At 67.9% G+C, this 13,980-nt stretch carries 14 protein-coding genes; 6 read left to right on the top strand and 8 right to left on the bottom strand.

What is annotated here, in order from left to right; all coding sequences use genetic code 11:
* Positions 1-1,157: protein adenylyltransferase SelO (locus EPO55_RS06810; protein WP_296335820.1), on the bottom strand; the 1,157-nt coding region annotated here is incomplete at its 3' end.
* 77 nt (positions 1,158-1,234) lie between these two features.
* Here EPO55_RS06810 and EPO55_RS06805 point away from each other — a divergent pair.
* On the top strand, positions 1,235-1,744 hold the full coding sequence (locus EPO55_RS06805) for a tetratricopeptide repeat protein (RefSeq protein WP_296335818.1): 510 nt from the start codon (positions 1,235-1,237) through the stop codon (positions 1,742-1,744).
* Positions 1,745-1,756: 12 nt separating this feature from the next.
* Here EPO55_RS06805 and EPO55_RS06800 read toward each other — a convergent pair whose 3' ends face one another.
* A complete protein-coding gene (locus EPO55_RS06800) occupies positions 1,757-2,434 on the bottom strand; it encodes a creatininase family protein (RefSeq protein WP_296335816.1) in 678 nt (225 codons plus the stop codon).
* A 41-nt stretch (positions 2,435-2,475) separates the two neighbouring features.
* Between EPO55_RS06800 and EPO55_RS06795 the strand changes: the two genes are divergently transcribed.
* A complete protein-coding gene (locus EPO55_RS06795) occupies positions 2,476-2,910 on the top strand; it encodes an ester cyclase (RefSeq protein ID WP_296335815.1) in 435 nt (144 codons plus the stop codon).
* An 11-nt stretch (positions 2,911-2,921) separates the two neighbouring features.
* On the opposite strand, the gene EPO55_RS06790 is transcribed toward EPO55_RS06795, so the two are convergent.
* Positions 2,922-4,379 (bottom strand): hypothetical protein, encoded by a 1,458-nt coding sequence (locus EPO55_RS06790; RefSeq protein ID WP_296335814.1) that lies wholly within the window; start codon positions 4,377-4,379, stop codon positions 2,922-2,924.
* 32 nt (positions 4,380-4,411) lie between these two features.
* Between EPO55_RS06790 and EPO55_RS06785 the strand changes: the two genes are divergently transcribed.
* The 4 genes from EPO55_RS06785 to EPO55_RS06770 are packed head-to-tail and all read left to right on the top strand — an operon-like array spanning position 4,412 to position 8,268.
* The gene (locus tag EPO55_RS06785; protein ID WP_296335813.1) at positions 4,412-5,347 is read left to right on the top strand and encodes a hypothetical protein; all 936 of its coding nucleotides are present in this window, start codon (positions 4,412-4,414) and stop codon (positions 5,345-5,347) included.
* A 48-nt stretch (positions 5,348-5,395) separates the two neighbouring features.
* Positions 5,396-6,364: a TRAP transporter substrate-binding protein gene (locus EPO55_RS06780; protein ID WP_296335812.1), complete on the top strand. Its 969-nt coding sequence runs from the start codon at positions 5,396-5,398 to the stop codon at positions 6,362-6,364.
* Positions 6,365-6,376: 12 nt separating this feature from the next.
* Complete coding sequence (locus EPO55_RS06775) at positions 6,377-6,934, top strand: TRAP transporter small permease (RefSeq protein ID WP_296335811.1); 558 nt, start codon at positions 6,377-6,379, stop codon at positions 6,932-6,934.
* A gap of 14 nt (positions 6,935-6,948) precedes the next feature.
* Entirely contained in the window at positions 6,949-8,268 is a 1,320-nt protein-coding gene (locus tag EPO55_RS06770; RefSeq protein WP_296335810.1) for a TRAP transporter large permease subunit, read from the top strand.
* Here EPO55_RS06770 and EPO55_RS06765 read toward each other — a convergent pair.
* The 5 genes from EPO55_RS06765 to EPO55_RS06745 all read right to left on the bottom strand — a co-directional run bounded on the left by EPO55_RS06765 (position 8,252) and on the right by EPO55_RS06745 (position 13,509).
* Complete coding sequence (locus tag EPO55_RS06765) at positions 8,252-8,932, bottom strand: aspartate/glutamate racemase family protein (RefSeq protein ID WP_296335809.1); 681 nt, start codon at positions 8,930-8,932, stop codon at positions 8,252-8,254. The genes EPO55_RS06770 and EPO55_RS06765 overlap by 17 nt on opposite strands.
* Positions 8,925-10,526 (bottom strand): FAD-dependent oxidoreductase, encoded by a 1,602-nt coding sequence (locus EPO55_RS06760; RefSeq protein ID WP_296335808.1) that lies wholly within the window; start codon positions 10,524-10,526, stop codon positions 8,925-8,927. Before EPO55_RS06760 ends, EPO55_RS06765 begins: the two co-directional genes overlap by 8 nt.
* Before the next feature lie 118 nt (positions 10,527-10,644).
* Positions 10,645-12,030, bottom strand: a complete 1,386-nt coding sequence (locus tag EPO55_RS06755; protein ID WP_296335806.1) for an amidase — start codon at positions 12,028-12,030, stop codon at positions 10,645-10,647.
* Positions 12,027-12,548, bottom strand: a complete 522-nt coding sequence (locus EPO55_RS06750; RefSeq protein ID WP_296335805.1) for an ATP-binding protein — start codon at positions 12,546-12,548, stop codon at positions 12,027-12,029. Before EPO55_RS06750 ends, EPO55_RS06755 begins: the two co-directional genes overlap by 4 nt.
* The gene (locus EPO55_RS06745) at positions 12,538-13,509 is read right to left on the bottom strand and encodes a helix-turn-helix domain-containing protein (RefSeq protein ID WP_296335804.1); all 972 of its coding nucleotides are present in this window, start codon (positions 13,507-13,509) and stop codon (positions 12,538-12,540) included. Before EPO55_RS06745 ends, EPO55_RS06750 begins: the two co-directional genes overlap by 11 nt.
* Positions 13,510-13,980: the final 471 nt, after the last annotated feature.

The raw sequence follows: 13,980 nt of genomic DNA, 5'->3' as shown, positions 1-13,980 counted from the left end.
GCCGCGGCGTCGCCAAGACGTCGGAAGGTCAACGTGAAGTCGGCCTGGTTCGCCGCCATCGCCTTCAGGAGATCGTCGGCCAGCATCGCATCGCCCTCCTCTTCGGTGAAGAGGCCGAGCTTGCGGCGCAGGCCCTGCAGCAAGGCTGCAGCGAAACGCGGCTGGAAGGTTTGTAACGACTCGTTGGCCATGGCCAGCGCCGCATCGGTGTCATCGGACAGCAGCGGCAGCAGGGTCTCGCCGAAGCGCGCCAGGTTCCAGGGCGCGATGCGCGGCTGGTTGGCATAGGCGTAGCGGCCCTGGGTGTCGATCGAGCTGTAGACTGTCGCCGGATCGTAGGCGTTCATGAAGGCGCAGGGGCCGTAGTCGATGGTCTCGCCCGCGATCGAGGTGTTGTCGGTGTTCATGACGCCGTGGATGAAGCCGACCAGCAGCCATTGCGCCACGAGGCTCGCCTGGCGCGCGATCACCTGCTCGAAGAGTGCGCAGTAGGGCTGGGGCTCGCCGCGGACCTCGGGGTAATGGCGGTCGATCACATGGTCGGCCAGCAGACGCAGCGCTTCGAGGTCGCCGCGGGCGGCGAAGAACTGGAAGGTGCCGACGCGGATGTGGCTCGAGGCCACGCGCGTCAGCACCGCGCCCGGCAGCTCGGCTTCGCGCCACACCGGCTCGCCGGTGCTGACGGCGGCGAGCGAACGCGTCGTGGGAATGCCCAGCACGAACATCGCCTCGCTGACCAGATATTCGCGCAGCACCGGACCCAGCGCCGCACGGCCGTCGCCGCGGCGCGAGAACGGCGTCGGGCCCGAGCCTTTCAGCTGGATGTCGCGGCGCACACCGTCGCGGTCGACCACCTCGCCCAGCAGGATGGCGCGGCCGTCGCCCAGTTGTGGCGAGAAGCCGCCGAACTGGTGGCCGGCATAGGCGAGCGCGATCGGCGTCGAGCCCTCGGCCACGCGGTTGCCGGCGAGAATCTCCACGCCTTCGGGCGAGGCCAGCACGTCGGGATCGAGCCCGAGCTGGCGGGCGAGCGCGTGATTGAGTTTCAGCAGCCGGGGCGCCGCGACCGGCGTCGGCGGCAGGCGCGCATAAAAGCGCTCGGGCAGCCGGGCGTAGCTGTTGTCGAACGGCAGGATAAGTCCCGAAGCATTTGTCATGATGGTCCAATAGATGGGGTCGGTGACTATCCCATGCAACAGGCCGAGGGACCAGATGTGTGGCATACTCGCCGCCTATGCGTCCCCTGATCGCACTCTCTTTGTTGCTGGCATTGGCCGTCGCATCGCCCGCGTTCGCCGCGCCGATCGACGATGCCAATGCCGCCTACCAGCGCGGCAACTTCGCCGCCGCCGAAAAGATCCTGCTGCCGATCGCCGAAGGCGGCAATGCCTACGCCCAGTACCGGCTCGGCATGGTCTACCTCGAGGCGACCGGCGAGATGCGGAGCCCCGAGGAAGCCGCCAAGTGGCTCGAATCGGCGGCGCTGCAGGGTCAGCCCCATGCCCAGTACAAGCTCGGCATCCTCTATGTGAACGGCAACGGTGTGTCGAAGGACTTCGTCCAGGCCTACCTGTGGCTCAGCCTCAGCGCCCGCCACATCGCCGGCAGCGGCTCCGAAGCCGCCCGACAGCGCGACCTGATCACGGCGCGGATGTCGTCCTCGCAGCTGGCCGACGCGAAGAAGCTGGTGCAGAAGTGGCGGCCGGTGAAGTTCGAGACGGAAACGCCACCTCCGCAGCGCTAGAAGGCGCTCGGGCTAGAAGGCATCGGGCCAGCGCCGTGCGAGCGCCGCCACCATGTCGTCCACTCTTGCAGCCAGAAGACGCTCGCCCTTGAAGGCGGAGGCCCGCGAGGCATCGCCGGTCGCGGCCGTCATCTTGAAATCGCCCTCGGGTGCCAGCCGATCCATGCGCACGCTGCGCGGCTCCAGCGCCAGCATCACCGAGGTCTCGCGCTCGTCGGCGTGGCCGCCATCGAGATTGTCGAACAGCGAGTCGGCCTTCGCGCCGAGGAGCCGCATGTGCAACACCGCGATCTCGCCCAACTCGCCCGCCACCTCGTCGAGCGGCTTCTCGGTCGAGACGCCGGTGTTCAGGATCGCGATCCGCCGCACGCCGTGACTGCGGAGATTGCCCAGGAGTTCGCGCACCAGCGTCTTGAAGGTCTCGGCGCCGAGATGCTGGCTGCCGGCGAACGCATTGAAGGCGGGATAGAAGCCGAAGCCCAGGACCGGCACCGCCACCACCGGCAGCCGCTCGATCAGCCGCTGGGCGAGCGCTCGGGCGGTCAGCGCATCGGTCTTGAGTGGCAGGTGCGGGCCATGCGCCTTGGCCGCGGCCCCCACCGGAACGACGACGACGGCCCCCGCATCGAAGCGCGCCTTGGCCTCCTGCCAGGTGAGATCCTCCAGCCATGCGCCGCTCTGCATCGTCATGGCGGGATGCTAGCATGGGTCAGGAGAACAAGGAGACCACGATGAGACATCTTGCACTCGTTCTTGCCCTGTTGATCGGAGCCATCGCACCGGCGCATGCCGATCCCGAGGCCAACAAGAAGGTCGTGCTCGACTTCTACGAGAAGGGCCTCAACCAGAAGGACTTCGACGCGGCGGCAAAACACTTCGGACCGAAGTACATCCAGCACAATCCGACCGCGCCCGACGGCATCGAAGGCTTCAAGGCCTTCATCGCCTTCCGCAAGGAGAAGTTCCCCAACGCCAAAAGCGAGATCAAGCGCGCCTTCGCCGAGGGCGACTATGTGATCCTGCACGTCCACGGCGTGCGCGAGCCGGGCGAGCGCGGCGTCGCCATCGTCGATATCTTCCGGCTGGAGAACGGCAAGATCGTCGAGCATTGGGACGTGGTGCAGCCGATCCCGGAGAAGCCCGCGAACAGCAACGGGATGTTTTAAGGTCCCCTGCCCTAAGGTCCCCAGGGCAGCGGCACGCGCTTCGGCGGCCGGCCCGGCGGGCCCATGACGATCATGCTGCGCCAGCGCGCGTCGGGCGCCGTGTCATCGAGAATGATTCGGCCGCCCACCATCGAGATGCCGAGGTCGCGCCACACGGTGGCGAGATCGACCGGACGGGCGCTCACGACATAGCGGTCGATCAGGCCACGCAGCGCCGTCGTGCCGGTGGCGCGGTCGCAGATAGCGGCATAGGCATCGAGCGTCGCGCGCTGCGAACCGTCGAGGCCGCTCCACAGCACGCCACCCAAACAATCCTCCAGCCCCTTCGCGCCTGAGGTGGCCCGGCGAATTTCGACGTCGGCCAGCAGCATGAAGAGCGCGCCGCCCCAGTAGTTCTCGCGGCCCGAGGCCTCACCGAGGCCGCGGGCAAAGGCCGCCACACCCTGCGGCATGCTGGTCACCCATTCGCGCCACACCTCCTCCTCGGTCTTCCAGCCGGCGCGGGCGCGGATGATCGGCTCGACGTAGGTGGCGGCCCCTTCCATGAACCAGGTGTTGCGGCCGCGGATGAAGGCCATGCCGGTGTGGATCAGCTCGTGCACCAGCACCCAGTCGTCGAACAGGCCGCGCTGATCGATGCCGGCGCCGACCTCGATCATCACCGTCGGCCCGCCGCCCGGCACGGTGCGGCCATAGCCGACGCCGCGCCGCTGCGGCACGGGCACGAGGACCAGCAGCATCTGCCGCGCCGTAAAGCCCTGCCAGTAGTTGGACTGGGCCTCCGCCGTGCGCCGCACCCAGTCGACGAGTTCGCCGCGCTGTGCCGGGGTGAAGCCGTCGAGCAAAGCGAGCCGCAGCACGCCCTGCCCTTTCGCCGCGCCAGCCCGCAGCGAACCCGGCAGCGGCACGGCGAGATCTGCCAGATCGAGACGGCCCAGCACGGTGTAGCCCGCGAAGCGCACGGTCGTTCCGGCCAGGCGCCAGGCATCGCCGACCCGGGGCAGGCCTGAGGCGAAGACCAGGCCCGGAGCGGTGGCCATGCGGATGTCAATGGTGGCGAAATGGGTGTAGCCGGCGGGCTCGAGCAGCCAGCCCGAGAGCAGCGAGATCACACCCTCGCCGCGCTGCAGCGCTTTCGATGGCGCGTCGATGGCGCGGGCATGGGCCGAGAGATCGTAGCGGTAGCGCGCCTCGACGATGCCGTTGCTGGGCTCGACCCGCCAGCCGCCCGGTGCGATCGGTTGCGATACGCCCGATCCATCGCGGAACGACAGGACCTTGGAGACCGTGAAGTCGCCGACGGCCTGGAAGGTGAGCGCGCCCGCCGAGCGGCAGCGATAGACGACCTCGAGTTTCAGCCCGTCGCTTTGCGCCAGCGTGCCGTCGACGGTGCAGTCCGGTGCCGTCGCCGGTTGCGCCCACGCCGGCGCGGAGAGCAGCAAGGCGACGAGCAAGGTCCGCAGGAGCATGGCCGACGCTACCATGTGCTAGGGTCGGGGAAATGAACCCGGTCGTTCACGTTTTGCGGCGCATGGGTGGGCGCGCCACGACGCTGCTGCCCTTCTCGCTGGCGATCGGCCTCGTGTTCCAGGACATCGCCGCCGCCGCGCGGCCGCTGCTGTGGCCGCTTGCCGTGGCGTTGCTGATGCTGGCGCTCGCCCGCACCGACTGGATGCGCCTCTCCACGTTGCTGCGCCGGCCGGGTCTCGCGGTCGTGCTGGCGCTGCTCAACCTGATCGCAGTGCCGCTGGTCGTCTGGCCGATCTGGCAGGCCCTCGGTTTGTGGCCCGGCCTGATCGCAGCCCTCTGTTTGAGCGCCATGGCGCCCGGCATCATCTCGGCCGCCACGACGGCCACCTTCCTGCGGCTCGATTCGTCGCTGGCGCTGCTGCTCACCCTGTTCACCAACTTCCTGGTGCCCTTCACCCTGCCGCCACTGGCGCTCTGGCTGCTCGACCTCGACCTCAGGATCAGCCTCGTCGATCTCAGCCTGCGGCTGGCGCTGATCGTAGCTGTGGCACTGGCCGGCGCGATCGCGATTCGCCGCTTCCTCGGATCACGGCTCGCCGGGGCTGGCACGACTCTTGATGGGCTCTCGGTGGTGGTGCTGATGATCTTCGCCATCCCGCTGATGGATGGCGTGGTGGCGCGGGCGCTGGCCGAACCGGTGAAGCTGGCGGGATTCGTCGCCGGCGCCTTCGGAGGGATGATCCTGTGCAATCTCGTGATGGCAGCCGGCCTGCTGCCGTTCCTCGACCGGCGCACCGCGCTCACGGCGGGCTACTGCTCGGGCGGCCGGCACAATGCCCTGCTGATGGCGGTCCTGCCGGCCTCGGCCGACGCCGACATCTTCCTGTTCATCGCCGCCGTGCAGTTTCCGCTCTACCTGATGCCCACCCTGCTGGAACCGCTCTACCGCCGCTTGCTGCCCCGCTGAGGGCAATGTAACGATCCGGCTACGGGGACCTTTTCCGGGAGACTTAAGATGAAGCGCAGACTCCTTCTCGTCACGGCCGCGACCCTGCTCGCGACGCCGGCTTTCGCCCAGACCAAGTGGGACCTGCCGGCAGCCTATCCGGCAACCAACTATCACAGCGTCAATCTCCAGAAGTTCGCCGATGCCGTGAAGGCCTCGAGCGGCGGCAAGCTCGAGATCGTCGTCCATCCCGGCGCCTCGCTGTTCAAGGCGCCCGAGATCAAGCGCGCGGTGCAGACCGGCCAGGCCGCGATCGGCGAGATCCTGGTCTCCAACTTCGAGAACGAGGACCCGATCTACGGCCTCGACGTCGTGCCTTTCCTCGCCACCTCCTTCCCCGAAGCCAAGAAGCTGTGGGCGGCGCAGAAGCCGGTGCTGGAGAAGAAGGCCGCCGCCCAGGGCATGGTCGTGCTGTTCGCCGTGCCGTGGCCGCCGCAGGGCCTCTACGCCAAGAAGGAGATCAACTCGCTGGCCGACATGAAGGGGCTGAAGTTCCGCGCCTACAATCGCGGCACCTCGCGCATCGCCGAGCTGACCGGCGCCCAGCCGATCACCATCCAGGCCGCCGAACTCAGCCAGGCGCTGGCCACCGGCAAGGTCGACTCCTTCATCTCCTCGGGCGCCACCGGCGTCGATGCCAAGGTGTGGGAGCAGCTCACCCACTTCTACGACACGCAGGCCTGGCTGCCGAAGGACGCCGTGCTGATGAACAAGGCCGCCTTCGACAAGCTCGACGATGCCACCAAGAAGGTCGTGCTGGCCGAGGCCGCCAAGGCCGAGGCGCTGGGCTGGGCCGAGGCCGAGAGGCTGTCCAAGGGCTTCCTCGAAACGCTGGCCAAGAACGGCATGAAGGTCCAGCCGCCCTCGCCCAAGCTCGCCGCCGAGTACAAGGAGCTCGGCAAGAAGCTGACGGCCGAGTGGATGGAGAAGGCCGGCGCCGACGGCAAGGCGGTGGTCGACGCCTACAACAAGAACTAGGCGCCCGCCTTCGTGCGGTCTGCCCTAAAAACGCTCTACGAGTGGACGGGGATCCTGGGCGGCATCTTCATGGTGCTGCTCCTGGTCTTCGTCCTCTACTCGGTCGGGCCGGGCATCGGCCTGTGGCTGGAGCAGACCTTCGGCCTGCCCAATCTCATCAACTACGTCGCCCGCTCGGCCGACGAGTTCGCGGGCTACGCTATGCTCGCCTCGGCGTTCCTCGCTTTCGCCTCGACCTTCGGCCGCGGCGAGCACATAAGGGTGACGCTCTTCCTGCAGCGCCTGCAGGGCCCGCCGCGTCGGCTGGCCGAGATCTGGTGCCTCGGCCTCGCCACCCTGCTCAGCGGCTATCTCGCCTGGTTCTCGGTCAAGCTCTGCTGGCAGTCCTACGAGATCAACGACCTCTCCACCGGCCTGATCGCCATTCCGCTCTGGATGCCCCAGGTCGGCATGGCTATAGGCGCCGCCGTCCTCTTCATCGCCGTCGTCGAGCAGCTCGTCGTGGTCGTCTCGGGCGGCACGCTGATGGAAGAGCCGGCGGGCGATGAAGCCATCCATCTCGAGCGCTGAATGACCAACAGATCATGAGCGGCATCGACGCCCAGATCGCGCTGCTGGCCATCGCCGCGCTGTTCTTCCTGTTCGGCACCGGCGTGTGGATCGGGCTCAGCATGATCGGCGTGTCGATCGCCGTCATGTGGACCTTCGCGCCCGCCAAGCCGGCCGGCGACTCGATGGCCACCGTCGTGTTCTCCGACCTGTCGTCGTGGACGCTGACGGCGCTGCCCCTCTTCGTCTGGATGGGCGAGGTACTGTTTCGCACCGCCATCTCCGAGGAGATGTTCCGCGGCCTGGCACCGTGGATGCGCCGCCTGCCGGGCCGCCTGGTCCACACCAACATCATCGGCTGCACCATCTTCGCCGCCGTCTCGGGCTCCTCGGCCGCGACCTGCGCCACCATCGGCAAGATGACGGTGCCGGAGCTGCGCCGCCGCGGCTATCCCGACGCCATCGCCATCGGCAGCCTGTCGGGCGCCGGCACGCTCGGACTGCTGATTCCGCCGTCGCTGATCATGATCGTCTACGGCGTGCAGGCCGAGGTCTCGATCGCCAAGCTGTTCGCCGCCGGCATCATCCCCGGCATCCTGCTGGCCGGCCTGATGATGGCCTATGTCGCGGGCTGGTCGCTGCTCAACCCGACCAAGATCCCGCCGCCCGATGCGCCGATGCCGCTCGCTGAGAAGCTCAGGGAATCGAGCTCGCTGATTCCGGTCGTGCTGCTGATCCTCCTCGTGCTGGGCTCGATCTATGCCGGCGTTGCCACCGCCACCGAATCGGCGGCCTTTGGCGTCGTTGGCGCCTTCGTCATCGCCGCCTGGCAGCGCCGCCTCACCTGGAAGAACCTCTGGGACAGCGTGATGGGGGCGACGCGCCTCACCTCGATGATCCTGCTGATCCTGGCCGGCGCCTCGTTCCTCAAGCTCGCCATGGGCTTCACCGGCCTGCCGCGCCACCTCGCCGAGACCATCGCAGCGATGGGGCTGACGCCCGGCATGCTGATCCTGGTGCTGGCCGTCCTTTACATCATCCTCGGCTGCTTCCTCGACGGCATCTCGATGATCGTGCTGACCGCGGCCATCGTGCTGCCGATGATCGAGCAGGCCGGCATCGACAAGATCTGGTTCGGCATCTTCATCACCATCGTGGTCGAGATGGCGCAGATCACGCCGCCGGTCGGCTTCAACCTGTTCGTGCTCCAGGGCATGACCGGCAAGTCGATCTTCTGGATCGGCAAGGTCTCGCTGCCCTTCTTCCTGACGATGGTGCTCTGCCTCATCCTCCTCTATTTCTTCCCGGGCCTCGTGAGCTTCCTGCCCGACATGATGGTCAACGCCGCGCGCTGAGCCCGGCGTAAAAGCCCCTCAGCAAGTCGAGCACGTCGTACACCGGCAACCCCAGCGCCTGCTCCAACGCTTTCTTGTAGGGCGGCAGGTTGGTGCATTCGAGCACGACGGTGTCGATGCCGGGATGGCTGGCCACGAGCGCGCGTCCGGCCGCGACCACTTCTTGCTCCACGACATCGCGATCGAGCGTAAGTCCGTTCCTGAGGAACGTGGCCGCAAACGAACTGTCTTCGGGCAGGCCGACGAACGGCGTGTCGCCGGGTGCGCCCACCGCTTCGAAATGCGCCGATGTCAGGTTCTTCGCTGACGCAGTGATGACGCCGATCCTCTTGCCCTTGAGCTGCTTGATCAGCAGCAGCGCCGAGGTAGCGACCGGCACCGGCGACACTGATGCGAGATCGTCCTGATAGAGCGCGAGGAAGCCGCAGCTCGTCGACAGACCCACGGCGCCCTCGGCCGCCAGCGCTTCGGCGTTGGCCTTCAATGCCGCCAGCACGCGCGGCCGATCGGGATGCGTCGTCACGGCGTCGGCCGACCCGATGCCCTCCATCTTGCGGAAGATCACCGGGAAATCGAACGACGCCGCATTGCCGATATCGCCCACGATGCGCGGAAAGCGCGTGTCGAGCATCAGAATGCCGAGAGGGGAACGATCGTCAGACATTGCGCCGCGCGATCGCCTTGCCGGCGACATAGCCGAAGGTGAGGAAGGGACCGATCGTGGTGCCGGCGCCGACCGCCTTGGTGCCGATCGGGCTCGCCGCGGCGAGGCCGGCCGAGTAGAGCCCGCCGATCACGCTGCGGTCGGGCCTGAGCACCTGGCCGTGCCGGTTGGTGCGCGCCCCGCCCTTGGTGCCGAGGCTGACATAGAGGAAGGGCGCGGCATAAAACGGCCCCTGCTCGATCGTGCCGAGCGCACGGTCCTTGGTATAGAAGCGCTCCCACACCGTCTCGCCGCGATGGAAGTCGCGATCGACGCCCTCCTTCGACCAGCCATTGAAGCGGTCGACCGTGGCCCGCAGCGCCTGCGGATCGAGCCCGACCTCCCGCGCCAGCGCCTCGATCGTGTCGGCCCTGCGGATGAACCCCTTTTCCTTCGCGCCGAAATGCATGGAGAGCGTCATCGCCTTGGCGTAGCGAGAATCGAAGATGCGCCACGCCGGCAAGTGCGCGGGCTTGCCGTCGGGGCCGCGCTCGTCGACCGCGACGCCCAGCGCCGGGCTGCCCTCGCTCACGAACCGCCTGGCGTGGCGGTTCACCAGGATGACGTGCGGCGCATAGGTTTCCAGCAATGGCTGGGCATGGCGGCGGCCCTCGTAGGTCGTGAAGGTGGCGGGCGAGATCAGCGCCTGGTCCATATGCGCGAGCTCGGCCCCCGCCTCGGCCGCCATCACCTGGCCGTCGCCGGTGTTGGTGTCGGGCGCACCCGTGAGGTCGAGGCCGGGGAAGTGCTTTTCCATCAGCGCGCGGTTCCAGTCGAAGCCACCGGTCGCCAGCACCACGCCGCGGGCGGCGCGCAAGGGGCGCTTCTCGCCGTCGATCACCGCCTCGACGCCCACCACCTGATCGTTCTCCATCAGCAGCCGCGTCACCGGCGCCTCGAGCCGGATCGTGCAGCCCTTGTCGAGGCAGCCGCGGGCCAACCCGACGATCAGCGCATTGCCCGCGCCGACGCTGGCCGTCAGCAGCCGCCACAGCAGGGTGGGCGCCATGCCCAGGGCGCCGCGCACCGGGTTCTTGAGCACGCCGTCGACCAGCTCGCGATAGGTGAAGAGCTGCGTCTTCACCGAGGGCCGCACGCGGTTCCACAGGCGGCCGAGCAGAAAGCGGCTGATCGGCAAGGTCGAGACCATGCGGCCGAACGGCTTGCCGCCCGGCGCCTCGGCGTAGAGGTCGGGATGATTGACGAGTTCGAAGCGGAGCGGCGTCTCGTCCTCGAGGAACTTCAGCATCGGCGCCGACTGGTCGGCCAGCACCTGCCACAACTCGTCCTCGTCCTTCTGCCAGCCCGGCGGCGCCGCGCCCCTTATGTAGTCGAGCGTCTCCCCGGGAGAATCGCCAATGCCCGCCGCCGTCATGTGATGGTTGCCCGGCACCCAGGTGCCGGCACCCGACATCGCCGACGTGCCGCCCAGCCAGCGCGACTTCTCCAGCACGACGACCCTTGCCCCATCGTGAGCCGCCGCCAGCGCCGCGGAGAGTCCCGCCGCGCCCGAGCCGACCACGATGACGTCGGCGTCGAGGGATTGGCGGTTCATCGCGTTGCCCACCCTTCGAGACGCGGCCTGCGGCCGCTCCTCAGGGTGAGGTAAATTTGTCGATACAGAAAACACCTCACCCTGAGGAGGCGCGCAGCGCCGTCTCGAAGGGTGGGTCTCACGGCTCCGGCCATTTCTTCTGCGCACTGCGCACGCCCTCGAACCACTTCGAGATCCGCATCACGCCGAGATCGTCGAAGCGGCGGCCGGCGATTTGCAGGCCGATCGGCTTGCCTTCCTTGGTGTAGCCGCAGTTGATCGAGGCGGCGGGCTGTTCGCTCATGTTGTAGGGCATGGTGAAGGAGATGTGCTCCAGCGGGCGGGCCACGTCGTTGGTCGGCGTCTCCCATTCGGCCGGATAGGTCGGCACCGGCGAAACGGGCGACAGCACGAAGTCGAACGGCTGGGTCGCGGCCACCGTGGCGGCGCGGATCGCCATGTAGTTGGCGACGCCCTTGATCACGGTCGGGCCGGAGACGTCGGCGCCGCCGCGGCACCAGTCGGCGATGAAGGGCAGCACGCTCGCCTGCCTGGCGTGGCTGAGCGCCGAGAAGTCGACCCAGCTGCGCACGCGCCAGAACAGATCCTGCAGATGCAGCATCTCGGGCGAGAGGAACGGCAGAACCGGCTCGACCGAGGCGCCCGCCTTCTCGAACAGCTTTGCCGCCGCCTCGACGGCCGCCCTGGTCTCGGGCTCGACCGGCAGGCCGGAGCCGGCCTCGAGATGCAGGCCGATCCTGAGACCCTTGGGATCGAGCGGACCGGCGCTCCAGTCGATCGACGCTGGCGGCAGGCTCATGTGATCGCGCGCATCGGGCTTGTAAAGCTCGGCCATCAGCAGGCAGGCGTCCGCCACGGTGCGCGTCATCGGCCCGATCGCGCGCCCGAAATAGGGCGGATCGACCGGCACGCGGCCGAGGCTGGGCTTGAGCGTAAAGATTCCGTTCCAGCAGGCCGGCAGCCGCACCGAGCCGCCGATGTCGGTGCCGAGATGGAGCGGTCCGTAGCCCGCCGCGGCGGCCGCGCCGGCGCCGGCGCTGGAGCCGCCGGGATTCCAGGCGAGGTTCCACGGGTTGCGCGTCAGCGCATGGAAGGAGCTGCGGCCCGAGGAGAGCATGCCGTAGTCGGGCATGGTGGTCTTCGACAGGATGATGGCGCCCGCCTCGCGCACCCGCGCCGAGGCCGGCGCATCCGCCGCCGCCGGCACCAGGTCGGTCGCGGCAGTGCCAAGCGGCACCGGCACGCCTTTGGTGGCGATATTCTCTTTTATGGTGATCGGCACGCCATCGAGCGCGCCCACAGGAGCGCCCTTCTGCCAGCGCTTCGCGGACTCACTCGCGGCCTTGCGCGCGCTGCCGAAATCCGGCGCGTAGAGCGCCTTCAGTTTCGGCTCCCACGCCTCGATGCGGGCGATGACGCCGTCGACGGCCTCGACCGGCGAGAGCTTTTTGGATTTGTAGGCGGCGAGCAGCTCGACGGCGCTCATGTCGTGTATTTGGGTCATGCCGGCACGCTAGCCCCTCTCCGTCCGGCAAGCCACCGGTCCACGTCGGCTGCGCTGGCGAGCCGCACCGGCTGCTCGTCGTCGCCCGGGAACTGGAAACGCGCACGATGATGGGCGAACACCTCGGGCGCGATGTGGTGGCGGGCCTGCGTCCGCTCGTTCTCGGCGAGGCGCGCCTCGATGACGGCAAGCGACGTGTCGACGAACAGCAGCACGAACGGCACGCCTGCCGCCCGGGCCACCGCGGCGAAGCGATCGCGCAGGAAGCGATGCGAGAAGGTGTCATCGACCACGACGCCGCGGCCCGACGCCAGCACGGCACGCGCCGTGGCCGCCGCCATCAGGCTGGTCTTCTCCCATTCCGAATCGTTCATCACCGTGCCGCCGTCGAAGCCGCGCGCGGCATTGATCGCGTCGTAGGAGATCAGCTCGGCGCCGAGTTCGGCGGCGACCCGGCGCGCGATCGTCGACTTGCCGGAGAAGGCGAGACCGCAGAGGGTGATCAACTCAGGTTTCATCTTTCTTCTCCTCCCCCTCACCCAACCTCTCCCCCTCGCGGGGGAGAGGAGTATGACACTCATGTTCCTCTCCCCCGCGAGGGGGAGAGGCTAGGTGAGGGGGCGACGCGACCTCCACGACCTGTGGAGGTACGATGTCCGCCGGAACGGCGGCCAAGGCGTTGATCGGCGTGGGTGATTCGGGTTCGGCCGGGGCCACCGGATGCACGTCGGAAGCGTGCATTTCGGGAATCGGTTTCGCGGCCGGGCGTTTCGCCTCGATCTCCATCTCCTTCAGCCGGATCTCGTGGGCGCGCTGCTCGCGGCGTTCCGCGCGCGCCTCGGCGCGGGCGCGCTGGCCGTCCTCAAGCTTGAGCAGGAACATCAGCGCCCGGTCGTCGTGCACGACATGCTCGCCGACCTGCTTGCCGCGAAAGAACACCGCCCGCGACCGGGGCTCGCCGGCCCGCAGTTTCAGGTCGTCGGCATTCTGCCGGTGGCGCTCCTCGACGATCGTGGCGAGGCGCTCGGCGAACTTCGGATACTTGATCCGCCAGCGCCGTGCCGTGCTCTCGTCGATGCCGACGCGGGCCGCCGCCTCGCGCAGCGTGTTGCAGCGGCGCGCCTGGTTGAGGTAGCGCACCCGGAGGCGCCAGCCGCGTTGAGGCGGCAGGGCCCGCTTCGAGGACGGGCCGTCGAGCAGCGCGCGCTCGATCGCCTTGGGCGCGTTGGCGATGCGCGCCGCGCTCTGCCGCGCCTCCTCGGCCTCGCGCTGTTCCCGCGTCTCCTCGCGGGCCTTCGCTTCCAACTGCGCCAGGGTCATGCCGCGCATATGCGCAGGCGGGTGAAACCCCGACTTGTGGATCCGCATCAAATAGGCCGCGTCGGCCCAGCTCAGCCCGTCGACTGGCGGCGCCTCGGGCACGCCGACCGGGGTTCCGATGGGGGCCCCGAACGGACGGTTCTGATCGTAGAATGACATCCAATTCCTCCTATCCCTTGGCCTTTTGAGGCCGGAAATCCTGTCCGAGAGGACATATAGGGAAGGATAGGAATACTGTCAATAGGGAGGCGTGCTTTCCGAAGGCGGTCGAGCCGCCCCCGCCTCGACTGGCCGACGGCGACGTGCCGCCTCTCATCCGCGCGGCGGCACCTTGATCCGTGCCGATCATGGCTGAGCCCATCGGCCAATCTATTTTCGGTCTGACGGAAGCGAACCTCGTCATGCCCGACTGCATTCACTGTCTCTGACAATTCAATTGACACATGAAGCCATCATGCTTGGCGGGCGCCGCTGTATTAGAAATACAGCACCGGACACCCAGGTCCGGATTTTGAAAAAATACATTTGGCTGAACGACCCTATTCAAGAACCGTCCTTATTCTTCGAGAGCTGTCCATACTCAGGTTTTACTGGCGGGGGCGGTCCAGGCATGGGCCGCCCCTTCGCTTT

It is taken from the genome of Reyranella sp. (genome assembly GCF_004296935.1).
Taxonomy (GTDB): Bacteria; Pseudomonadota; Alphaproteobacteria; order Reyranellales; family Reyranellaceae; genus Reyranella.
This window is presented reverse-complemented; position numbering and strand designations above follow the sequence as displayed.